Below are 21752 nucleotides of genomic sequence, written 5' to 3' on the forward strand. Positions count from 1 at the left end.
TCAGACTTTCTTTCGAAAATCTCTCAGTTTTTCAGCTTGTTTCCTGGTTTTTAAAGAACAATAAGATGACCTGAATGCTTATTTTTATAAGCACTTCAATAAAAACATCTTTAAATGGCGTCCCCACGGGGATTCGAACCCCGGTTACCGCCGTGAAAGGGCGATGTCCTAGGCCTCTAGACGATGGGGACAGCATATAAAGATGTTCTTCTGTCTCTTCTATTTCATATCAAACAATCTGTGTGAGCACTTATTAAGCTTGTCTTTGTGTAAGGAGGTGATCCAACCGCAGGTTCCCCTACGGTTACCTTGTTACGACTTCACCCCAGTCATGAATCATACCGTGGTAAACGCCCCCCCGAAGGTTAAGCTATCTACTTCTGGTACAACCCACTCCCATGGTGTGACGGGCGGTGTGTACAAGGCCCGGGAACGTATTCACCGCAACATTCTGATTTGCGATTACTAGCGATTCCGACTTCATGGAGTCGAGTTGCAGACTCCAATCCGGACTACGATGCACTTTCTGAGATTCGCTCCAGGTCGCCCTTTCGCCGCCCTCTGTATGCACCATTGTAGCACGTGTGTAGCCCTACTCGTAAGGGCCATGATGACTTGACGTCATCCCCACCTTCCTCCAGTTTATCACTGGCAGTCTCCTTTGAGTTCCCGACCGAATCGCTGGCAACAAAGGATAAGGGTTGCGCTCGTTGCGGGACTTAACCCAACATTTCACAACACGAGCTGACGACAGCCATGCAGCACCTGTCTCAGAGCTCCCGAAGGCACACTCGCATCTCTGCAAGCTTCTCTGGATGTCAAGAGTAGGTAAGGTTCTTCGCGTTGCATCGAATTAAACCACATGCTCCACCGCTTGTGCGGGCCCCCGTCAATTCATTTGAGTTTTAACCTTGCGGCCGTACTCCCCAGGCGGTCGATTTATCACGTTAGCTTCGGGCACCAAACTTAAAGTCCAATCCCCAAATCGACAGCGTTTACAGCGTGGACTACCAGGGTATCTAATCCTGTTTGCTCCCCACGCTTTCGCACATGAGCGTCAGTACATTCCCAAGGGGCTGCCTTCGCCTTCGGTATTCCTCCACATCTCTACGCATTTCACCGCTACACGTGGAATTCTACCCCTCCCTAAAGTACTCTAGCGACCCAGTCTGAAATGCAATTCCTAGGTTAAGCCCAGGGATTTCACATCTCACTTAAATCACCGCCTGCGTGCCCTTTACGCCCAGTTATTCCGATTAACGCTCGCACCCTCCGTATTACCGCGGCTGCTGGCACGGAGTTAGCCGGTGCTTCTTCTGTAGTTAACGTCAATCAAGCTTGCTATTAACAAACTCGCCTTCCTCGCTACCGAAAGAACTTTACAACCCGAAGGCCTTCTTCATTCACGCGGCATGGCTGCGTCAGGGTTCCCCCCATTGCGCAATATTCCCCACTGCTGCCTCCCGTAGGAGTCTGGGCCGTGTCTCAGTCCCAGTGTGGCTGGTCATCCTCTCAGACCAGCTAGAGATCGCGGGCTTGGTAAGCCGTTACCTTACCAACTACCTAATCCCACTTGGGCTCATCTTATGGCAACTGGACCGAAGTTCCCAGTCTTTAGTCTTTAGACATTACGCGGTATTAGCTACAGTTTCCCGTAGTTATCCCCCTCCATAAGCCAGATTCCCAAGCATTACTCACCCGTCCGCCACTCGTCAGCAAGAAAGCAAGCTTTCTCCTGTTACCGTCCGACTTGCATGTGTTAAGCCTGCCGCCAGCGTTCAATCTGAGCCATGATCAAACTCTTCAATTTAAAAAGTTTAATCGCTCAATAAACTGCTTAGCTTAGTTTACATTCGTTTCAACATAATATTTATCACATCAAAACTATAATGAATTTCTAGTTTAAGCACTTATTCAGTCTTTATTTAATTTTCTAAACAAATCTTCAACAAGTGCCCACACAGATTGTCTGATATCTTTTTAAAGAACAATTGCATTTAGCAAGGCTTGAAATAATATCTTTTTCAGATTTTCTCGTCAAGAAAAAATTAAGCTTTTTTTTTCACTTAATTTTCAACATTGCTTACCTTGCGTTGCGGAGGTGCATTATAGGAATATTTTTATTCCTTGCAAGTGTTTTTTTTCACAAATTTATTAACTGCTTTTTTCTTAACCAAATTATACATCACTAAGATGATTTTATACTCACAATGCTTATTAATTCATCTTGTCACACTCTTCAGCAAAAGCTTGCACTTTATTCCAATCAGTATATTCCACCTCTTTAGATGTATCAGTTTCGCCTCCTGTAATTTTCATAATCAATCTGATCATAAAACGATCAAACCAATTATAACGAGGATAAAACAACGCGCCTGCAAACACTGCTGAGATCGTTGGTTTCCATTCAATACGTTGCAAAAATTTTCTTACATAGACATTGGTTTCAGGACTATCTTTGCCCGCTTTTCTCGCCGTTAAATTCACTCCAAAAAACCCCGTTTGCTTGCTATTTAAAAGTGCGGTGTTTTTTTGGATAAATTTATACAAAGCTTTATCAAAATGCCCATAGCGAATAGAAGCACCAATAATGATACGATCCGCTTCAATTGAAAACCTGTCAGAAATTGACCGCACTTCTGTATGACCAATTAAATGCTGCGCTAAAAAATGGGCGATCTTTTTCGTTTGCCCATCATGGCTTGAATATAAAATAACTGTCTTCATTAAGTTTTCCAGAAAGTTGGACTAAATAAAATTAACAATGAAAAGATTTCTAAACGTCCCGCTGTCATAGCAAAAGAAAAAACATATTTCGCACTATCAGGTACTTCCGCGAAGCTTTGGCTAATTAAACCGAGCCCAGGTCCAACGTTCGTCAATGTAGCAAAAACTGATAATAATGCGTCTTGTGCACTCATTCCACACAAAATAACCGCAAATACACACCCCCAGTAAGTTAAGAAAAAGGCAACAAGGAATCCCCAAATACCATCAATAACTCGTTGAGAAAGCAGAGTATCATCTAATTTTACAGGGATAACCAAATTAGGATGGACTAAATGTTTAAATTCACGTTTTACTTGCAACCAAATCACTAGCACACGAATGGTTTTTAAACCACCAGACGTTGAGCCTGCACAACCACCAATGAGCGCGGCAAAAACTAACAACATACCAAGAAATGAAGGAAGTTGGTTTAAATCAAATAAGCTATAACCCGATGTCATTGCCATTGAAACCGATTGTAGCGCACCTTGAGAAACTGCATCTAACACAGAATAATCATCATAAGTTAAATATAAACCGATGGACATCAGTGCAATAAAGGTTGCTTGCATCAGGCAAAAAAAGCGAAACTCAGCATCTTTAGTGTAGATTTTCCAAACAGATTGATATTTCCAATGAGTTAATGCGCGGATATGCAAACCAAAATTACAGCCAGCAATCAACATAAATCCTGCACCAATAAAATAAACCGCTGGATTTTTGAAGTAACCTAAGCTTTCATCATGTGTAGACATACCGCCATTGGCCACAGTAGAAAAGCTATGTGATATGGCATCAAAAGTTGACATACCAGCAAACCAGTAAGCCAATGCACAGAGAACAGTTAATCCACAATAAAGTAACCATAATAATTTGGCAACTTCACCGATTCTTGGCAATGTTTTTTGATCTTTCATTGGTCCTGAGGACTCAGCTCTGTACAAGTGGCTACTACCAATACCTAATAGAGGAATAACTGCCACCACGAGCACGATTAACCCCATACCACCAATCCATTGCAAAAATTGACGATAAAATAAAATCGATTTAGGCAGATAATCTAATCCCGAAATAACGGTTGCACCTGTTGTTGTAAGTGCTGAGAAAGATTCAAAGACTGCATCTGCAAAATTGAGGCTGAGTTCATCGAATAATGTGAAGGGAATAACCGCTAATAAACTCAGCAGCACCCAAAACATAGCTACGATTAAAAATCCTTCGCGCGACCGTAAACTTTCTTTATGAGAGCGGCAAAACCACCAAAGTAGCATACCAGCAGAAAAATTATAAAAAAACGACAACACGAAAGCTTTACCACCACCATCGCCATAAATCAAAGCGACAAAAGCAGGCACTAACATTGATAATGAAAAACACATTACCAAAATACCGACAATCCGAATAATTGCTAAAATATGCATTATCCACTCTCTTATTCTAATTCTGATAAACTCAGTTGACCTGAAAAACGTTCGGTTAATGCTGACTCAAAGGGTTCAAGTTTATCTTCACTTACACCTAATATAAATTTTACATCCGCTTGAAAATCTGTACTTAGAATCAGGATATCAAATTGTTCACACAACAATTGTAACAAATTAATTTGATGATAATCACAGCACACTTGGTAAGATTTTCGCTCAATTTTTAACGTAGTTTCTAATAATTTTAGTGCTTGTTGTACGCCACCACCATAAGCACGCACCAAACCACCAGTACCTAATAAAATGCCACCATAATAACGCACAACGACTGCGGTAATTTCACCAATCTGGCTTCCTTGTAATGCAGCCAACATCGGTTCCCCCCCCGTTCCTGCAGGCTCACCATCATCAGAAAAACCAAGCGTTTGAGAGTTACAAGGTGCTTCAGCGACAGTTGCCCAGCAATGATGACGAGCAGATGGATGTAACGCTTTTATCTCTTGCCAAAAGGCTTTTGCTTGTTCCAGACCTTCAGTACGGCTCAAATAGGTAATAAAACGACTTTTCTTAATTTCTTCTTCAAAAACCACCGCACTTTTAGGCACTAAATATTGCATAAAATCTTCTTAAATTTTGACCGCACTTGCTTCGCACGCTATCATAACGACAACCCATTAAAAATGAAAGTAAAAAGCAATATAAATAATATGAATGATATTACGATAAATTACACGTTAGATGCACAAGGTTTACGCTGCCCAGAACCCGTTATGCTTGTTCGCAAACAAATCCGCCACATGCAAACAGGTGAAATTTTGCTCATTATCGCTGATGATCCTGCAACGACTCGTGATATTCCAAGCTTTTGTCAATTTATGGATCATCAACTGCTACAAAGTGAAATCGCTGAACTGCCTTATAAATATTGGGTTAAAAAAGGCAAATAATTAATTTCCTTGAGCGATATTAATTATTATCTAATCCATATTGAACGTTACTATCATCCCACAGATTATAGTTTTTCTTGCTCAAAAAATGGACTTTTCTGCTGTAAATTTAAAATGTGATCTAGATCTCTTTTCTATTTATTTCAATTCTGTAACATATTCTTCAAATAAAGATAACCTTATCCAATAAGTTCATATCTCATTGATAAATATCAACAATCCTAAAATAGGAGTACTAAGTATGAAAGCAAGCAAAAGAACTTTTCTTAAATCGTTAATGGCTGTTTCTTTATTCGCTGTGGTAGGATTAAGCTCTCCCCCTGTATATTCTAGCTCTTCCACTCCAATGAAGTTAGGCTTCTTAGTTAAACAACCTGAAGAACCTTGGTTTCAAACTGAATGGATGTTTGCTGATAAAGCAGCAAAAGATTTGGGAAATGTTCAAATTATAAAAATGGCTGTTCCAGATGGGAAAAGACACTAAATGCTATTGATAATTTAGCAGCAAATGGAGCTAAAGGATTTGTTATTTGTACCCCTGACCCTAAACTTGGACCAGCAATTATGGCTAAAGCTCGAGCATATGATTTAAAAGTGCTTGCAGTTGATGACCAATTTCTTAATGCTGCTGGAGAACCAATGACACAGGTACCACTAATCATGATGGCAGCAACCGAAATTGGTGAACGACAAGGGGAAGAGCTTTATAAAGAAATTCAAAAACGAAAATGGGACTATAAAGATACTGCGGTACTGGCTATTACAGCTGATGAACTAGATACTGCTCGTCGCAGAACTGATGGTTCATTGTCTGCACTAGTAAGACTAGGATTTCCTGAAAAACAAATTTATAAATCACCAACTAAAAGTAATGATATTCCAGGGGCTCTAGATGCAGCAAATTCAATGTTAGTTCAACACCCTGAGGTAAAAAACTGGCTTATTGTGGGGATGAATGATAATACTGTTCTTGGTGGAATTCGAGCAACAGAAGGACAAGGATTTAAAGCTGAAAATGTGATTGGCATTGGCATTAATGGAACAGATGCCGTCAATGAATTATCAAAACCTAACCCAACAGGTTTCGTAGGTTCCTTGCTACCTAGCCCTGATGTACATGGATATAAAAGTGTTGAGATGTTGTATAAATGGATAAAAGAAGGAGTTGAGCCACCTAAATATACCCCTATTGGTAACCCTGTTCTACTTACACGCGAAAATTTCAAAGAAGAATTATTGAAAAAAGGTCTTTAATTTTCACATGAAAGGATTGGTATTTTATAAATACCAATCCTAATATCCAATAATACAAGGTTATAAGGAGAACTTACGATGGAAATTCCTTATTTAGAATTTGATAATATCAGTAAAAGTTTCCCTGGTGTAAAAGCCTTACAAAATGTTTCTTTTAAATGTCATGAAGGTAAAGTACATGCCATTATGGGAGAAAATGGTGCTGGAAAATCAACTTTATTAAAAATATTAAGTGGTAATTATTTACCAACCACGGGAAAGCTACATATTGGTGGTAAAACGATGGTTTTCCATAACATTAAGCAAGCATTACTAGCCGGAGTAGCAATTATTTATCAGGAATTGAATATTGTCCCAGAAATGACTGTTGCTGAAAACTTATGTTTAGGACAATTACCACATTCATTTGGTTTAGTAAATAAAAGCGAATTAATATCTCGTACACAAAAATATTTAGATAAACTTGACCTACATATTTCACCAAACACTCCATTGAAAGAACTTTCTATTGGTCAATGGCAAATGGTGGAAATAGCTAAAGCATTAAGTAGAGGAGCTAAAATTATTGCATTTGATGAACCTACAAGCAGTTTATCAGCACCAGAAATAGAGAAATTATTTCAAGTAATTAATGAATTAAAAGAAGAAGGGAAAGTTATTTTATATGTTTCCCATAGGATGGAGGAAATTTTCCGTATTAGTGATGCAATCACAGTATTGAAGGATGGAAAATTTGTTGAAACATTTTCAGACTTAAGCCAAATAACGAATGATACTTTAGTTAAAAGCATGGTAGGTAGAAATTTAGGTGATATTTATCATTATCGTCCTAGAAATATAGGAAAAACTCGCTTAAAAGTTACCGCACTTTCAGGAACTAAGTTAAAAGGCAACTTTAATTTAGAAGTTAAATCTGGAGAAGTCTTAGGTTTATTTGGATTAGTTGGTGCAGGTCGTTCAGAATTACTAAAAGTCATTTTTGGCGCGGATCCAATGACAGAAGGTGCAATTGAATTAGATGAACAACAGTGCAAAATTTACAACCCCCGAGATGCAATAGAAAAAGGTATTGTTCTTTGCCCAGAAGATCGTAAAAAAGAGGGCATTATACCAACTGCCACCGTTGAAGAAAACATTAATATTAGCGCGAGACGTTCTCAAAATTTCTTTCAGTTCATTATTAATAATAAATGGGAAAAAGAAAACGCAGAAAACCAATGCATTCAAATGAATGTAAAAACACCATCAATTAAACAACTGATCATTAATCTTTCAGGTGGAAATCAACAAAAAGTAATTCTAGGTCGTTGGTTATCTGAAGATATTAAAGTGTTATTACTTGATGAGCCTACAAGAGGTATTGATATTGGTGCAAAATCAGAAATCTATGATCTCATATTCAAATTAGCAGAAGAGAAATTAGCAATTATCGTTGTATCAAGCGATTTACCAGAAGTAATCGGTTTATCTGATCGTATAATGGTTATGCGAGAGCAAAAAATAACGGGTGTAGTTAAACGTTCTGAAGCTACAGAAGAAAAAATCTTAAAATTAGCAATGCTTGAAACACATTAATTCTGGAGAAAAAAGATGAATAACTCATTAACAAACAATACAAATATATTCGGTAAAATATGGAATTCCTACGGAATGTTATTAATTTTCTTTGTTATTTTTATTGCATCCTGTTTCTTTATTCCTAATTTTGCGACAATTATTAACATGAAAGGCCTTGGTTTAGCAATTTCTATGAGTGGTATGGTTGCTTGTGGTATGTTATTTTGCTTAGCAGCAGGTGAAATAGATCTTTCTGTAGCATCCATCATAGCTTGCTCAGGTGTTGTTACAGCTGTAGTTATGAATACAACACAAAGTATTACAATAGGAATTGCTGCTGGTTTAGGATTAGGTCTGCTAATTGGTTCCATTAATGGTTTTGTCATTGCTAAACTAAAAATTAACTCACTTATCACTACATTAGCAACTATGCAGATTGCTAGAGGATTAGGCTATATCATTTCTGACGGTAAAGCTGTTGGTATCACACAGGAAGATTTTTTTGATCTAGGATATAAAAGTTTCTTAGAACTTCCTCTACCAATCTGGTTCACTATTGTATGCATTGCTATTTTCGGATTTTTGTTAAGTAGAACAACTTATGGACGTAATACCCTTGCTATTGGAGGTAATGAAGAAGCATCCCGATTAGCTGGTATAAATGTAGCTAGAACAAAATTTATTATTTTCATTCTGTCAGGCTTAGTTTCTGCATTGGCAGGTATAATCCTTGCTGCAAGGATGACAAGTGGACAGCCAATGACTTCAATTGGATTTGAATTAGTAGCAATTTCTGCTTGTGTTTTAGGTGGAGTATCTCTAAACGGAGGAATAGCTAAAATTTCCTTTATTATTGCAGGGGTACTTATTTTAGGAACAATTGAAAATGCTATGAACTTACTTAACATTTCCCCATTCGCACAGTACGTTGTACGTGGACTAATTCTGTTAATTGCTGTAATCTTTGATAAATATAAACAAAAATTTATCAAAGCTTAATTATGGAAGAAAAAAATATTCAGACCAACCCTTTATTACCAGGATATAATTTTAGTGCATACTTAGTCGCTGGATGTACTTACATTGAAAAAGGGAATGAACTAGATTTTGTTATAGACCGCCCTAATGGAATGAAAGGCTACATTATCAATTTAACGACAAAAGGTACTGGAACCATATTTCATGGTAACAGTGCCTTTAATTGCTCTGTCGGTGATATTTTATTGTTTCCACCTGGAATTCCTCATTACTATCATAGAGCAACAATCTCAGATACATGGGAACACCAGTGGATATATTTTCACCCCAGAACAATATGGAAGAGTTGGCTAGATTGGAGTAAAACTATACATAATGTCAAAAAGCTAACTACTCCAAATACAGATATTTACAAAGAGCTCATCCTATTATTCAAAAATATAGCAACTGAATATAAGAATGGCTTATTATTCTCACAAGAGATGTCAATGAGTTTATTGGAACAATTACTCATTAAATGTTTTCGTTTAGATCCAAGCAATAAACAACTAATGCTCGATTGCAGGATTTTATCTATTTGTCAATTTATTACTAATAATATTGATAAAAATCATAGTATATCTGAAATAGCTGAACAAGTACATATATCAGCCTCTCGGTTATCCCATCTTTTTGTACAACAAGTAGGAACAAGTATTGTTAAATGGCGAGAAGAACAGCGGATGATTAAAGCACAATATTTATTACATACCTCTAATGCCCCTATTTATACTATTTCTAGGCAATTGGGATATGATGATCCTCTTTACTTTTCTCGTTTATTCAAAAGATATACTGGACTAAATCCTTCTGAATATAGAAGTTCTCGTTAATTCATAATATTTGAAATATGTGATCTATTTATCACTTCACATTTAATAGCTATATTATCCATATTATTAGCATCTTTTATTCTTATTTTCTATAAAATTTAGATATATCCTATTACCTGTTACTCAATATTAAATAGTAAGGAGTTATATATGGAAAATATAGCAACCTATATTAATTCTGGGCAGGCTGTATTAGGAATTGAATTTGGTTCTACTCGTATCAAAGCTGTCTTAATAAATCAAGAAGGCAATATTCTTGAAAGTAGTGAAGTAAATTGGGAAAGTAAGCTAGATAACGGAATATGGACTTACTCTCAAAATGATATTTTAAATGGATTACAAACTGTTTATACAAATTTATCTCAAAAAATAAAAAATCAATACCAAATTACATTAAAAAAACTATCAGCTATTGGTATTAGCGCTATGATGCATGGCTATTTACCTTTTAATCAAAATGGAGAATTGCTAGTTCCATTTAGAACTTGGCAAAACAATATTACATCAGAATCCTCTAAACAATTAACTACATTATTTAACTATAATATTCCTCAAAGATGGAGTATTTCACACTTATATCAAGCAGTTCTCAATAAAGAGGAACATCTATCTCAAATCCATTTCTTCACAACTCTAGCTGGCTATGTTCATTGGAAATTAACTGACAAAAAAGTTTTGGGCATTGGCGATGCTTCAGGAATGTTCCCTGTTAATACAGAATATGCTGATTATGATAAATCTATGCTATTACAATTTAACGATTTAATATCAAAACATTCATACTCTTGGGGTCTAGAAGAAATTCTCCCTAAGATTCTAGTTGCAGGAGAAAATGCTGGATTTTTAACAGAAGAAGGTGCGAAATTACTTGATCCAACAGGAAATCTTCAACCTAATATCCCTTTTTGCCCGCCGGAAGGAGATGCCGGGACAGGTATGATTGCGACAAATAGCATCTTAGAAGGCACAGGAAATATATCGGCTGGAACATCTGCATTTGCTATGATTGTCTTAGAAAAAGGACTTTCTAGAGTCTATGAGAAACTAGATTTAGTAACAACCCCTGAAGGTAAACTTGTTGCTATGGCTCATGCTAATAATTGTACATCAAATATTAATTCTTGGATAAATATATTTCATGAAACTCTTAATGCCTTTGAGCTAAATATACCTAAAAACACCTTATATGAAACTCTATTTAACTTAGCACTAAAAGCTGATCCAAATGGTGGAGGTTTACTATCTTATGGGTTTTATACTGGTGAACATCTGTTAAATCTAACTAAAGGTTGTCCTATATTTATCCATCCATCAAATGCACAATTTAACTTGCCAAATTTTATCCTTACACATTTATATTCTGCTTTCGCAGTAATGAAATTAGGTGTAGATATTCTACTAAAACAAGAACAAGTTAAAATTAATAGAATTGTAGGACATGGTGGAATTTTCAAGACCCCAGGCGTTGCTCAAAAAATATTATCTTCTGCTTTAAATATTCCTATTGCAACAATGGAAACAGCAGGGGAAGGTGGAGCTTGGGGTATTGCATTATTAGCTAATTATCTTGGGAATAAAATGTCGTTAAACGAATATTTACAAAATATTATTTTTTCTAATACATATACTAACATTATTAAACCAGAACCATCTCTTGTAGAAGGTTATGAACAATTTATTCAACATTACCAATCTGGTATTGATATCGCTCAAACTGCTGCAACTCAAATACATTAGGAGAACACAATGGAATTTTTAAAAAAACTTGAAGTTTGGTTCGTTGTAGGTAGCCAACACTTATATGGTGATGAATCGCTAAATCATGTTAAAAATAATGCTCTGGAAATAGTTAACTATTTAAATCAGCAAAACCCTTTTATTTCTATTAAATTAAAAGATCTAGCAACTACTTCTGAAGATATTTTATCTATTTGTCAGAAAGCCAATAATCAAGATAGTTGTGTTGGAATTATTGCTTGGATGCATACATTTTCTCCAGCGAAAATGTGGATTGCAGGCTTAACACAACTGAATAAACCATTAGTACAATTTCATACACAGTTCAATAAAAATATTCCTTGGGATAGCATTGATATGGATTACATGAATCTTCATCAAACTGCTCATGGAGATAGAGAATTTGGATTTTTACTTTCCCGTTTACGTAAACCAAGAACTATTATTGCAGGACATTGGAAAACCGAAGATGTTAAACTAAAACTTGAACAATGGATGCGTGTATGCGCGGCAATCTATGATCAAAAACAATTAAAAATTGCGCGTTTTGGTGACAATATGCGTCAAGTTGCGGTAACTGAAGGAGATAAAGTTGAAGCACAAATCAAATTTGGTTATAGCGTCAATGGCTACGGAGTTTACCAATTAGTGGAAGAAATTAACAAGGTTAACGAAAATGATGTCAAAAAACTAGTTAGAGAATACGAACAAGAATACACTATCCTACCCTCACTTACTGAAGAAGGAGAAAAACGCGAGTCGCTATTAGATAGTGCTAGGATAGAGCTTGGCTTAAAATCATTTTTAGATAAAGGTGGATTCCATGCATTTACGGATACGTTTGAAAATCTAAATGGACTAAACCAATTACCTGGGTTACCAGTACAAAGGCTAATGGCCCAAGGTTATGGATTTGGAGCAGAAGGTGACTGGAAAACAGCTGCATTAGTGCGAGCACTAAAAGTAATGAGTTATGGATTAACAAAAGGAACATCTTTCATGGAAGATTACACTTATAATCTTGATGAAAACAATGAACTAGTCCTTGGTGCACACATGCTTGAAATTTGCCCTTCGATTGCCGCGCATAAACCGACATTAGATATAAAACCTTTAGGTATCGGAGGCAAATCAGATCCCACAAGATTAATTTTTACAGCCAAAACAGGAAAGGCAATTAATGCTACCATTGTCGATATGGGGAACCGATTCAGAATGATAGTCGCTGATTTAGAAAGTGTTGATAAACCCAAAGCAATGCCTAATTTACCAGTAGGTCATGCTTTCTGGAAACTAAAACCCAATTTTGATATAGGGACACAGTCATGGGTCATTGCGGGAGGAGCTCATCACAGTGTATTCAGCCTTGATATTAATGCTGAAATGTTGAGAATTTTTGCGGAATATTTTGATATAGAATTTATCCATATCAATGAAGAAACAACGTTACCTATATTAAAAAATGAATTACGTTGGAATGATGTAGCTTACAGTTAATCTCAAACGCCCTAAATTCAATTTTTAGGGCGTAACTAAAAAAATCATGTCCCCAATAGAACGCTTTTTTCACGCTGTTTTATTTGAAATACTCGCTATTTTTATTTCAATTATCGCAATCAAACTTTTTTCTCATCACCCTACAACAGAAACCACAATCGTGGTGGTGCTCATTTCAGTCATCGCGGTGATTTGGAATATGATATTTAATTGGATCTTTGATCTCTTTTTTACCGGTGCACGAGAAAAACGTTCCTTCAAATTACGCCTTTTCCATACTTTCGCATTTGAAGGTGGATTATTACTTTTCACCTTACCGGTGGTCGCTTATGTATTACAAATCAATTACTTAGCAGCATTCATTATGGACATAGGCTTAACCCTACTTATTTTAGTTTATACCTTTATTTTCAATTGGTTATATGACAATATTCGTGCAAATCTAATAAAAAAGAGAGCCTAAACTCTCTTATGTTAATTTAATATTTTCTGCAATACGTTTTGCGAATGATTCCAGCATTGCATAGCGTTTACGATACATTGAACGTTTTTTGCTTTCAATTTGCTCTAAGTTTTTCATTTCAACGTTCAAGGGCAATAACCAATATTCTTCTAACGTACCGCCACTTTCAGAAAAAATCGCATCATAATCCACCATATAACGTTTACTACGAACAATTCGCTATTTATTTTGATATTTTTGAGGTATGCCTAATAATTGAGAAAAACCTAAATGTTGCGTCAATAATTTCATCACTTCGACCATTAAGTAAGCCGGACGAAGACCATGGCATTTTTTGGTCAGCGTTTTAACAATTTGCTTCGCATCTTCATAATTAGGACCTTGAATTACAGCAATTAATAAAGCATCAGCCAATTTACCAAAAGTTAAAATATAAATTAAACGCTGTGTTTCTTTTTCATACAATTCTAGCGCCCAAAAACCTTCCATTGGTTGATGTTCATTAATCGTCAAAATAATGTCAAAACCTTCAATAATTTCGCCTAAATTAATCGTTTCTTTCCATATATTCTGAGAAAGTGCGGTTAATTTTTGGGGTAAAAACAGTAAATTATCCTTCATTAATTCCAAACGTTGCTGTGCAGAAAAACGTTTATCAAGAAAACGATGTACTAATGGATAAGAAAAATCAGTACGCTGATTTAACACTTCCACCAACTCATTATGTTGATTTACAAATGCTTCAAATTTTTTCACCAGTCCAACATGTAGCATTAAGCGTAGACGATAACGCAAGCGCTTTAAACGATAAGATTTGCCATTGCGATCCGGATAAACTTGGTTTGCATCAGGCCATTGGTATGATATTTTTGTCATAGTCTCTCCAAATTTTGTTGCACTATTCTACATTATTTCATTTATTTTTGTATTTTTTATCGTCCTCCGCACATTTATCGGGTATCCTTATGCGAAATAACAAAGGAAATTTTATGTCAGAAATAAAACTTAACTACCATAAAACCCATTTTCTCACTAGTGCAGCAAATATAAACCAACTTCCTGAAGATACAGGAATTGAGATTGCATTTGCTGGGCGCTCAAATGCGGGAAAATCCACCGCACTTAACACATTAACGAATCAAAAAAACTTGGCGCGCACTTCAAAAACACCAGGTCGAACACAATTGATTAATTTATTTGAGATAGAACCCCAATTCAAATTAGTGGACTTGCCTGGCTATGGTTATGCTGCTGTACCAGAACAAATGAAGTTACAATGGCAGAAATCACTTGGTGAATACTTACAAAAACGTCAATGTTTACAAGGCGTTGTGATATTAATGGATATTCGTCATCCATTAAAAGATTTAGATCAACAGATGATTGAATGGGCCGTTGCTTCAAATCTCCCTATTTTATTGCTATTAACCAAAGCGGATAAACTCAGCCAGAGTGCAAGAAGTAAAACGGTAAAAATGGTACGCGAAGCGATTTTACCTTTCCAAGGTGATATCCAAGTCGAACCGTTTTCTGCATTGAATAAAGTCGGGGTAGATCGTTTAGCCGCTAAATTAGATAGTTGGTTTAGCTCACAAACTGCCTAATTTTGTGATTTTCATTCCAAATTTATACCGCACTTTTCGTGAACACATTGGCTTTGCATTTATAGTTCCTCTTATCTATGATAAGAGGAATTTTTATGTCATTAGCTGTTGTTTATAGCCGAGCTTCCATTGGTGTACAAGCGCCTTTGGTTACAATTGAAGTCCATATTAGCAATGGGAAACCCGGATTTACCTTGGTGGGATTACCTGAGAAAACGGTAAAAGAAGCTCAGGATAGAGTACGTAGTGCACTTATTAACGCTCAATTTAAATACCCACCAAAGCGAATTACTGTTAATTTAGCACCTGCCGATCTGCCAAAAGAAGGGGGACGTTTTGATTTGCCAATTGCTTTGGGCATATTAGCTGCATCAGGACAAATTGAGGCAGAACAATTACGCCGTTTTGAATTTTTGGGCGAGCTGGCATTGACGGGAAATTTACGAGCAGTTCCTGGTGTCATCCCCGCGATTTTAGCTGCACAACAGGCTAAACGACATATGATAATTGCTGCGCAAAATGCGCATGAAGCCGCATTGATTTCTGATTTTGATAGCTTTTATGCAACAACTTTATTAGAAACGGTACAATTTCTGAATAATCAACTTACCCTCCCCGTAGCCAGTGAAATTCCGCCACAAAGTGCGGTGAAAAATCAGCAAGTTTCGCGAGATTTAACGGATATCATTGGGCAACATCATGCAAAGCGCGCGTTAACCATTGCTGCAGCAGGACAACACAATTTGTTACTTTTGGGTCCACCCGGTACAGGCAAAACTATGCTTGCAAGTCGGCTTACTGATTTATTGCCAGAAATGACAGACCAAGAAGCCATTGAAACCGCTTCAATAACAAGTTTGATCCAAAATGAACTGAATTTTTCAAATTGGAAACGCCGACCTTTCAGATCTCCACACCACAGTGCTTCTTTGCCAGCATTAGTGGGTGGTGGTACGATCCCAAAACCAGGTGAAATTTCATTAGCCCATAACGGCGTACTTTTCTTAGATGAGCTACCTGAATTTGACCGAAAAGTCTTGGATGCGTTGCGCCAACCTTTAGAAAGTGGCGAAATCATTATTTCCAGAGCCAATGCAAAAATCTGTTTTCCTGCCAAATTCCAATTAATCGCCGCCATGAACCCAAGCCCAACAGGACATTATCAGGGCACGCATAATCGCACATCACCACAACAAATTATGCGTTATCTTAATCGGTTATCTGGTCCTTTTTTAGATCGTTTTGATTTATCCATTGAGGTACCTTTATTACCTAAAGGTACTTTGCAATCCAATTCTGATCGTGGAGAGAGCAGTGAAAAAGTGCGGTCAAAAATATTAAAGATTCGAGAAATACAATTTCATCGCCAAGGTAAAGTCAATGCACATTTAACTGCAAAAGAAATTGAAAAATTCTGTGTGATAAAAAATAAAGACGCCGAATTTTTAGAAAATGCCTTAACCAAACTGGGTTTATCCGTACGAGCTTATCATCGTATTTTAAAAGTTGCTCGTACTATTGCTGACTTAGCAGAAACAGAACAAATTAATCAAACCCATTTAGCAGAAGCCTTAAGCTATCGCACCATGGATCGCTTATTACTGAAATTACAGGGATAAAAAAGCCGCTTTTGAGCGGCTATAAATGAACTATAAAATGATTAAGCCGATTTTTCTTTTAATTTTTCAATCGCTTGTTTATTAAAGAAATAATGTGTACCACAACATTCGCATTGCATATCAATGCTGCCATTATGTTCTTCAAGAATTTCATCAATTTCCTGCTCAGGCACCAATAATAACGCTGCACCAGAACGATCTGCAGAACAACCACAGAAGAATTGCACATTCTGTGGCTCGTAAATTTCCACCGTTTCTTCATGGTAAAGGCGATACAACAATTCTTCCGCGCTTAAACCAAATAATTCGTCGTCTTTTACTGTGGCTGTCAGCGTGGCTAAATGTTCAAAATCTTCTGCTGAACCTTGACCATCTGGCATAATTTGTAGCAACATGCCTGCCGCTACCGCTTCACCATTAAATTCACCACTACGAATAATTAATTGCGTTTGTAATTGCTCAGAACGCACAAAATAATCTTCTAAACATTCGGTAATGGTTGGTTTATCTAATGCAATGACGCCCTGATAACGTTCACCTTCAGTTGGTGTGATAGTAATGACTAACACACCTTTCCCTACCATTTCATGCAAACTGGCTTGTGCAGGAATATCATCTTGCAAACGTGCTAAAGCACGCATTTTTTGTTGATAAGAACCATTAACCAATGCCAATTTTAACGGGCCATCACCTTGAATTTGCACCGTAATATCACCGTCAAATTTTAAAGTCGCTGTGAGCAAACTAGTTGCCACCATCATTTCACCCAATAAATTTTGCACTTCTTTTGGATAATGATGTGTGTTTAGTGTATCTACAAAAGTTTTATTGACACGCACCCATTCGCCACGAACAGCACGATTTTGGAATAAATAACGATATAATTTGTCGTTGTCTTGTTGATAATTCATAGATTTCCTTAGATTTTTCTGTGCGTTATAACTACCTAAAACGTCTTAAAATTACACCGCACTTTGAGAACATTGCTTGCTATATGGGGCTATTTCCTGCTTTTACAAGCCTTCATCTTGTTGTTTAAAACGAATTAAATCCCGACGCTCTTTCTTATTTGGTCGACGATCAGGATGTGGCATCGCATTCATTTTACGCGCCAAGGTCATTTTTTCACGTTGTACAATACTTTCCGCCGTTTCTTCATACAATAATTGCGCTTGCGGTGCACCTCTTCGCTGGTCTGAAAGTGCGGTGACTTTGACTTCTTTTTCTTCATTTCCTTGACGTAAACGAATTTTTGCACCCACTTCTACGCTTTTATTTGGCTTGGTACGTTGCCCATTATAATGCACTTTACCACCATCAATCATTTCTTTTGCAATGGTACGGGTTTTATAAAAGCGAGCAGCCCAAAGCCACTTGTCCAAACGTACACCATCGTCCTTTTCCTCTTGCTTATTTTGCGCTTGTTTCGCCATAAATTATCCTTTAACAGCTATTTTGGTTTATGGTATCGTTATTCCTAAATTTTGTAAAATAAGAGATGATGTTATGAAGCAACTCCCTGAAATTCTAAATATTTCTACTAAAGCACAATCTAAGATTTTTAAAATCCAATCCATAGACCTTAAATTTTCCAATGGCAATTTACGCACCTATGAGCGACTAAAACCGGCAAGTCGGGCTGCAGTTATGGTGCTTCCTATCGAAAATGATGAATTAATTATGGTCAAAGAATATGCAGTAGGCACAGAAAAATATGAACTGGGTTTCTGTAAAGGCTTGATGGAATTTGGTGAAACGCCAGAACAAAGTGCCAATCGAGAAATGCAAGAAGAATTGGGCATCGGTGCGAAAGAGTTTGTACATTTACGCACCATTAATTCCAATCTTACTTATATGAATAGTCCTATGCATATTTTAATTGCACAGGATTTTTATCCCTCTCAATTAGAAGGTGATGAACCTGAACCTTTGGAAATTTTAAGAATGCCTCTCGCTAACTTAGAGCATTTATTAAATGATGAGAATTTTTATGAAGCACGTAATCTTGTTGCACTCTATGCATTGCGTGATTATTTAAAAAAATCGAGCTAAATCGATTGCGTTTGCATAAATTTCAATAAAATTTGCATAAATATATAAATAACTACTTTCCCTGAGCCTCTAATCAAGGTAATATGCGAACGTTTTTTTAAACTTAAGGAATTATTAATGTCAACACATCAACAATCATTAAAAGAATTAACATTCCGAGGAATGTTATTAGGGGCGTTGATTACGGTAATCTTTACCGCTTCCAACGTTTATTTGGGATTAAAAGTAGGTCTTACTTTCGCATCTTCAATCCCTGCTGCCGTTATTTCAATGGCAGTACTCAAATTCTTCCATGGCTCAAATATTCTTGAGAACAACATGGTGCAAACCCAAGCATCTTCTGCGGGTACGCTTTCTTCTGTGATTTTCGTGATCCCAGCGATGCTTATGATGGGATACTGGCAAGGTTTCCCATTCTGGCAAACATTATTAATCTGTATTTCGGGGGGTATCCTTGGGGTTATCTTCACTGTTCCATTGCGTAATGCGATGGTGGTAAAAAGCGATTTACCTTACCCTGAAGGCGTTGCGGCTGCGGAAATCTTAAAAGCAGGCCATGACAACTCAAATGAAAGTGGTATTAAAGAAATTGCAACTGGTGGTATCGTTGCTGCAGTTGTCGGCTTTGTCACAAACGGTTTACGTGTTGTTGCTGATGGCGCTAGCCTTTGGTTTAAAGGTGGTAATGCGATTTTCCAAGTACCAATGGGCTTTTCATTAGCCTTACTTGGCGCAGGTTACTTAGTGGGTATTGTGGGCGGTATCGCTATCTTATTAGGTATTTTTGCCGCTTGGGGTGTTGCAGTACCTTATTTCACTGCAAGCGCACCAATGCCTGAAGGCGCTGATATGATCGGTTATGCGATGAGTATTTGGAAAAGCAAAGTACGCTTTATTGGTGTAGGTACTATCGGTATTGCGGCAATTTGGACATTATTAATGCTCATGAAACCAATGATGGAGGGTATGTCACAATCTATCCGCGCATTCAAAGATCCAAACGCACAAAATAATGACCGCACTTCACAAGATTTATCACCAAAAACAATGATTTACACAACACTTGTGAGTGTTGCTTTAATTGTTTTAGCGCTTTACAGCTTCCTAGAGCCTGTCGGCATTGAGCCAAGCACTGCAATTATTTTAATCGTTGTTTGTACTTTATTAGCCTTTGTTATCGGTTTCTTCGTTGCAGCAGCTTGCGGATACATGGCGGGTTTAGTAGGTTCATCTTCAAGCCCAATTTCAGGTATCGGTATCATCTCTGTGGTAACCACCTCATTAGTATTAATGTTAATCGGTTCTGCAACAGGTTTATTAGATACTGCTGAAGGTCAAAAATTCTTAACCGCACTTACCTTATTCACAGGCTCAATTGTGGTATGTATCGCAGCGATTTCTAACGATAACTTACAAGACTTAAAAACTGGTCAATTAGTTGAAGCAACACCTTGGCGCCAACAATTTGCGTTAATTATCGGTGTTATCGTGGGTGCTTTAGTTATCGCACCAGTGCTTGAAATCCTTTATCACGCTTATGGTTTTGCTGGTGCAATGCCACGTGAAACAATGGATCCTGCACAAGCATTATCTGCACCTCAAGCGACATTAATGATGACCATCGCTAATGGTATCTTCTCGCACAATCTTGAATGGAGCTATATTTTTGCAGGTATCGGATTTGGTGCAGTATTAATTGTGATTGATACTTTATTGAAAAAATCATCCAACAACCGTTTTGCTTTACCTGCATTAGCTGTTGGTATGGGTATCTACTTACCACCATCAATCAATGCGCCTATCATTGTTGGTGCATTCTTAGCGTGGTTAATCAACCGTCATTTAGAAAGCTTTGCAAAACGTACAGGTAAAGATCTTGCAGAAGTGAAGAAAAAAGCAGAACGCTTTGGTACTTTATTCGCTGCGGGTTTAATCGTGGGTGAAAGCTTAATCGGCGTATTACTCGCCTTTATTATCGCCGGCTCTGTGACTTCAGGTGGTTCAGATGCACCTCTTGCATTGAATTTAGAAAACTGGGGAAGTACAGCAGAAGTTCTTGGCTTGATGATATTCGCAGCTGGTATAACGATTTTTGCATTACGTGTATTAAAAGCGAAAAAGTAATATAATAAAACGCTCTCAGTTGAGAGCGTTTTTTCTTAGGTTTAAATAATGAACTTCGCCAAAATAGATGTAATTATTCCTTGCTACAATGCAGAAAATACCCTCATTCGTGCGGTAACATCGGTACTAAATCAACCGCACTTAGGATGCCTATGGCTCGTTGATGATTGTTCCACAGACAATACGGCACAATTAGCCGCTGAACTGGCAAAGCAATATCCCGATAAAATCAAATTTGAAGCAATGCCACGTAATGGAGGACCTGCAAAAGCACGCAATTGGGGGGCATTACAAAGCAGTGCAGAATTTATCGCTTTTTTAGACGCGGATGATGCCTATGAAGCGGATGCATTAACCTCTGCCAGTGCGATTTTTCATTTTAAACCTGAAGTATCCCTCATTCGTTTAGCCTTAAAACCTGTTGATTTAGCACCGCACTTTGCCGAACACGAAAATATTGAATTCGCTTGGCAACACGTATTAATGACCGTTGCAGGCAATATGGTTTTTCGTCGTTCCTTTTTCCTCGCTTGTGGTGGATTTCCACAAAATGAATTATTTAGACGTTTTGGTGGTGAAGACGGTGCTCTCGGCATTGCCACAACGAAAATAGGCATGGTAGTCACCTTAAAAGAAGAACCAGGTGTATTGCATTATTGTCGATCAGGTATGCACGCCGAGCGTTTATTAAATGCGATTTTATTTCAACAACATGTTGAACAAATTACAGAAACCGATGTTGCACAGGCAAATGCGATAACAGAAAATATTTGTCAGCAAATAGAACGCTTAAAGTGCGGTCTAAATTCGGTTAATATTGGTATTCATCCGTTAATATTGGAAAGAGAATAGGAC

General features: G+C 37.3%; 19 protein-coding genes, 1 tRNA gene, 1 rRNA gene and 1 pseudogene. 14 read left to right on the top strand and 8 right to left on the bottom strand.

All coding sequences use genetic code 11. The annotated features are described in order from the left end of the window. Positions 1–115: 115 nt before the first annotated feature. From ACUXZ4_RS00430 to ACUXZ4_RS00450, 5 genes are all read right to left on the bottom strand, one after another. A tRNA-Glu gene (locus tag ACUXZ4_RS00430) sits at positions 116–191 on the bottom strand. Positions 192–270: 79 nt separating this feature from the next. Then, positions 271–1810, bottom strand: a 16S ribosomal RNA gene (locus ACUXZ4_RS00435). Between the two features lie 407 nt (positions 1811–2217). After that, the gene (hemG, locus tag ACUXZ4_RS00440; protein ID WP_464973118.1) at positions 2218–2727 is read right to left on the bottom strand and encodes a menaquinone-dependent protoporphyrinogen IX dehydrogenase; all 510 of its coding nucleotides are present in this window, start codon (positions 2725–2727) and stop codon (positions 2218–2220) included. Then, the gene (locus tag ACUXZ4_RS00445) at positions 2727–4190 is read right to left on the bottom strand and encodes a TrkH family potassium uptake protein (protein ID WP_464973119.1); all 1464 of its coding nucleotides are present in this window, start codon (positions 4188–4190) and stop codon (positions 2727–2729) included. Before ACUXZ4_RS00445 ends, hemG begins: the two co-directional genes overlap by 1 nt. Before the next feature lie 11 nt (positions 4191–4201). Further along, positions 4202–4810: a YigZ family protein gene (locus ACUXZ4_RS00450; RefSeq protein WP_464973120.1), complete on the bottom strand. Its 609-nt coding sequence runs from the start codon at positions 4808–4810 to the stop codon at positions 4202–4204. A gap of 90 nt (positions 4811–4900) precedes the next feature. Here ACUXZ4_RS00450 and tusA point away from each other — a divergent pair, with 90 nt between their 5' ends. The 9 genes from tusA (at position 4901) to ACUXZ4_RS00495 (ending at position 13498) form a co-directional block, all read left to right on the top strand. Beyond that, positions 4901–5140, top strand: coding sequence for a sulfurtransferase TusA (gene tusA / locus ACUXZ4_RS00455; protein WP_464973959.1), 240 nt, complete (start codon positions 4901–4903; stop codon positions 5138–5140). A 241-nt stretch (positions 5141–5381) separates the two neighbouring features. Beyond that, a complete protein-coding gene (locus tag ACUXZ4_RS00460; protein WP_464973121.1) occupies positions 5382–5624 on the top strand; it encodes a hypothetical protein in 243 nt (80 codons plus the stop codon). 5 nt (positions 5625–5629) lie between these two features. Further along, the gene (locus ACUXZ4_RS00465) at positions 5630–6394 is read left to right on the top strand and encodes a substrate-binding domain-containing protein (protein ID WP_464973960.1); all 765 of its coding nucleotides are present in this window, start codon (positions 5630–5632) and stop codon (positions 6392–6394) included. A gap of 78 nt (positions 6395–6472) precedes the next feature. After that, a complete protein-coding gene (araG, locus tag ACUXZ4_RS00470; protein WP_464973122.1) occupies positions 6473–7969 on the top strand; it encodes an L-arabinose ABC transporter ATP-binding protein AraG in 1497 nt (498 codons plus the stop codon). A 15-nt stretch (positions 7970–7984) separates the two neighbouring features. Next, positions 7985–8950, top strand: a complete 966-nt coding sequence (araH, locus tag ACUXZ4_RS00475) for an L-arabinose ABC transporter permease AraH (protein ID WP_464973123.1) — start codon at positions 7985–7987, stop codon at positions 8948–8950. Between the two features lie 2 nt (positions 8951–8952). Beyond that, complete coding sequence (gene araC / locus ACUXZ4_RS00480) at positions 8953–9801, top strand: arabinose operon transcriptional regulator AraC (protein WP_464973124.1); 849 nt, start codon at positions 8953–8955, stop codon at positions 9799–9801. Between the two features lie 150 nt (positions 9802–9951). Continuing rightward, positions 9952–11538 (top strand): xylulokinase, encoded by a 1587-nt coding sequence (locus ACUXZ4_RS00485; protein ID WP_464973125.1) that lies wholly within the window; start codon positions 9952–9954, stop codon positions 11536–11538. Positions 11539–11547: 9 nt separating this feature from the next. After that, complete coding sequence (gene araA, locus ACUXZ4_RS00490; protein ID WP_464973126.1) at positions 11548–13035, top strand: L-arabinose isomerase; 1488 nt, start codon at positions 11548–11550, stop codon at positions 13033–13035. 46 nt (positions 13036–13081) lie between these two features. After that, complete coding sequence (locus ACUXZ4_RS00495; protein WP_464973127.1) at positions 13082–13498, top strand: PACE efflux transporter; 417 nt, start codon at positions 13082–13084, stop codon at positions 13496–13498. A 6-nt stretch (positions 13499–13504) separates the two neighbouring features. On the opposite strand, the pseudogene ACUXZ4_RS00500 reads toward ACUXZ4_RS00495, so the two are convergent. Further along, positions 13505–14374 (bottom strand): annotated as a pseudogene (locus tag ACUXZ4_RS00500) (VirK/YbjX family protein). Positions 14375–14487: 113 nt separating this feature from the next. Between ACUXZ4_RS00500 and yihA the strand changes: the two are divergent. Together yihA and ACUXZ4_RS00510 are read left to right on the top strand one after the other, a co-directional pair. After that, complete coding sequence (gene yihA, locus ACUXZ4_RS00505; protein ID WP_464973128.1) at positions 14488–15102, top strand: ribosome biogenesis GTP-binding protein YihA/YsxC; 615 nt, start codon at positions 14488–14490, stop codon at positions 15100–15102. A gap of 95 nt (positions 15103–15197) precedes the next feature. Beyond that, positions 15198–16721, top strand: coding sequence for a YifB family Mg chelatase-like AAA ATPase (locus ACUXZ4_RS00510; protein WP_464973129.1), 1524 nt, complete (start codon positions 15198–15200; stop codon positions 16719–16721). A gap of 41 nt (positions 16722–16762) precedes the next feature. Here the strand turns inward: ACUXZ4_RS00510 and hslO are convergent, their stop codons facing one another. Further along, positions 16763–17632, bottom strand: coding sequence for an Hsp33 family molecular chaperone HslO (gene hslO, locus ACUXZ4_RS00515; protein ID WP_464973130.1), 870 nt, complete (start codon positions 17630–17632; stop codon positions 16763–16765). A 102-nt stretch (positions 17633–17734) separates the two neighbouring features. Then, complete coding sequence (hslR, locus tag ACUXZ4_RS00520) at positions 17735–18154, bottom strand: ribosome-associated heat shock protein Hsp15 (protein ID WP_464973131.1); 420 nt, start codon at positions 18152–18154, stop codon at positions 17735–17737. 73 nt (positions 18155–18227) lie between these two features. Between hslR and nudE the strand changes: the two genes are divergently transcribed. The 3 genes from nudE to ACUXZ4_RS00535 all read left to right on the top strand — a co-directional run bounded on the left by nudE (position 18228) and on the right by ACUXZ4_RS00535 (position 21749). After that, entirely contained in the window at positions 18228–18773 is a 546-nt protein-coding gene (gene nudE / locus ACUXZ4_RS00525) for an ADP compounds hydrolase NudE (protein WP_464973132.1), read from the top strand. 117 nt (positions 18774–18890) lie between these two features. Next, positions 18891–20897, top strand: coding sequence for an OPT family oligopeptide transporter (locus ACUXZ4_RS00530; protein WP_464973133.1), 2007 nt, complete (start codon positions 18891–18893; stop codon positions 20895–20897). A gap of 48 nt (positions 20898–20945) precedes the next feature. Further along, positions 20946–21749, top strand: coding sequence for a glycosyltransferase family 2 protein (locus ACUXZ4_RS00535; protein WP_464973134.1), 804 nt, complete (start codon positions 20946–20948; stop codon positions 21747–21749). Positions 21750–21752 lie beyond the last annotated feature (3 nt).

The sequence above is a fragment of the Reella acinonychis genome, from assembly GCF_052828705.1.

Bases quoted from the DNA above. Each gene is read 5' to 3' on its own strand.
- hemG (WP_464973118.1), bottom strand. From the start codon at position 2,727: ATGAAGACAGTTATTTTATATTCAAGCCATGATGGGCAAACGAAAAAG.
- ACUXZ4_RS00445 (WP_464973119.1), bottom strand. From the start codon at position 4,190: ATGCATATTTTAGCAATTATTCGGATTGTCGGTATTTTGGTAATGTGT.
- ACUXZ4_RS00450 (WP_464973120.1), bottom strand. From the start codon at position 4,810: ATGCAATATTTAGTGCCTAAAAGTGCGGTGGTTTTTGAAGAAGAAATT.
- tusA (WP_464973959.1), top strand. From the start codon at position 4,901: ATGAATGATATTACGATAAATTACACGTTAGATGCACAAGGTTTACGC.
- ACUXZ4_RS00460 (WP_464973121.1), top strand. From the start codon at position 5,382: ATGAAAGCAAGCAAAAGAACTTTTCTTAAATCGTTAATGGCTGTTTCT.
- araG (WP_464973122.1), top strand. From the start codon at position 6,473: ATGGAAATTCCTTATTTAGAATTTGATAATATCAGTAAAAGTTTCCCT.
- araH (WP_464973123.1), top strand. From the start codon at position 7,985: ATGAATAACTCATTAACAAACAATACAAATATATTCGGTAAAATATGG.
- araC (WP_464973124.1), top strand. From the start codon at position 8,953: ATGGAAGAAAAAAATATTCAGACCAACCCTTTATTACCAGGATATAAT.
- ACUXZ4_RS00485 (WP_464973125.1), top strand. From the start codon at position 9,952: ATGGAAAATATAGCAACCTATATTAATTCTGGGCAGGCTGTATTAGGA.
- araA (WP_464973126.1), top strand. From the start codon at position 11,548: ATGGAATTTTTAAAAAAACTTGAAGTTTGGTTCGTTGTAGGTAGCCAA.
- ACUXZ4_RS00495 (WP_464973127.1), top strand. From the start codon at position 13,082: ATGTCCCCAATAGAACGCTTTTTTCACGCTGTTTTATTTGAAATACTC.
- yihA (WP_464973128.1), top strand. From the start codon at position 14,488: ATGTCAGAAATAAAACTTAACTACCATAAAACCCATTTTCTCACTAGT.
- ACUXZ4_RS00510 (WP_464973129.1), top strand. From the start codon at position 15,198: ATGTCATTAGCTGTTGTTTATAGCCGAGCTTCCATTGGTGTACAAGCG.
- hslO (WP_464973130.1), bottom strand. From the start codon at position 17,632: ATGAATTATCAACAAGACAACGACAAATTATATCGTTATTTATTCCAA.
- hslR (WP_464973131.1), bottom strand. From the start codon at position 18,154: ATGGCGAAACAAGCGCAAAATAAGCAAGAGGAAAAGGACGATGGTGTA.
- nudE (WP_464973132.1), top strand. From the start codon at position 18,228: ATGAAGCAACTCCCTGAAATTCTAAATATTTCTACTAAAGCACAATCT.
- ACUXZ4_RS00530 (WP_464973133.1), top strand. From the start codon at position 18,891: ATGTCAACACATCAACAATCATTAAAAGAATTAACATTCCGAGGAATG.
- ACUXZ4_RS00535 (WP_464973134.1), top strand. From the start codon at position 20,946: ATGAACTTCGCCAAAATAGATGTAATTATTCCTTGCTACAATGCAGAA.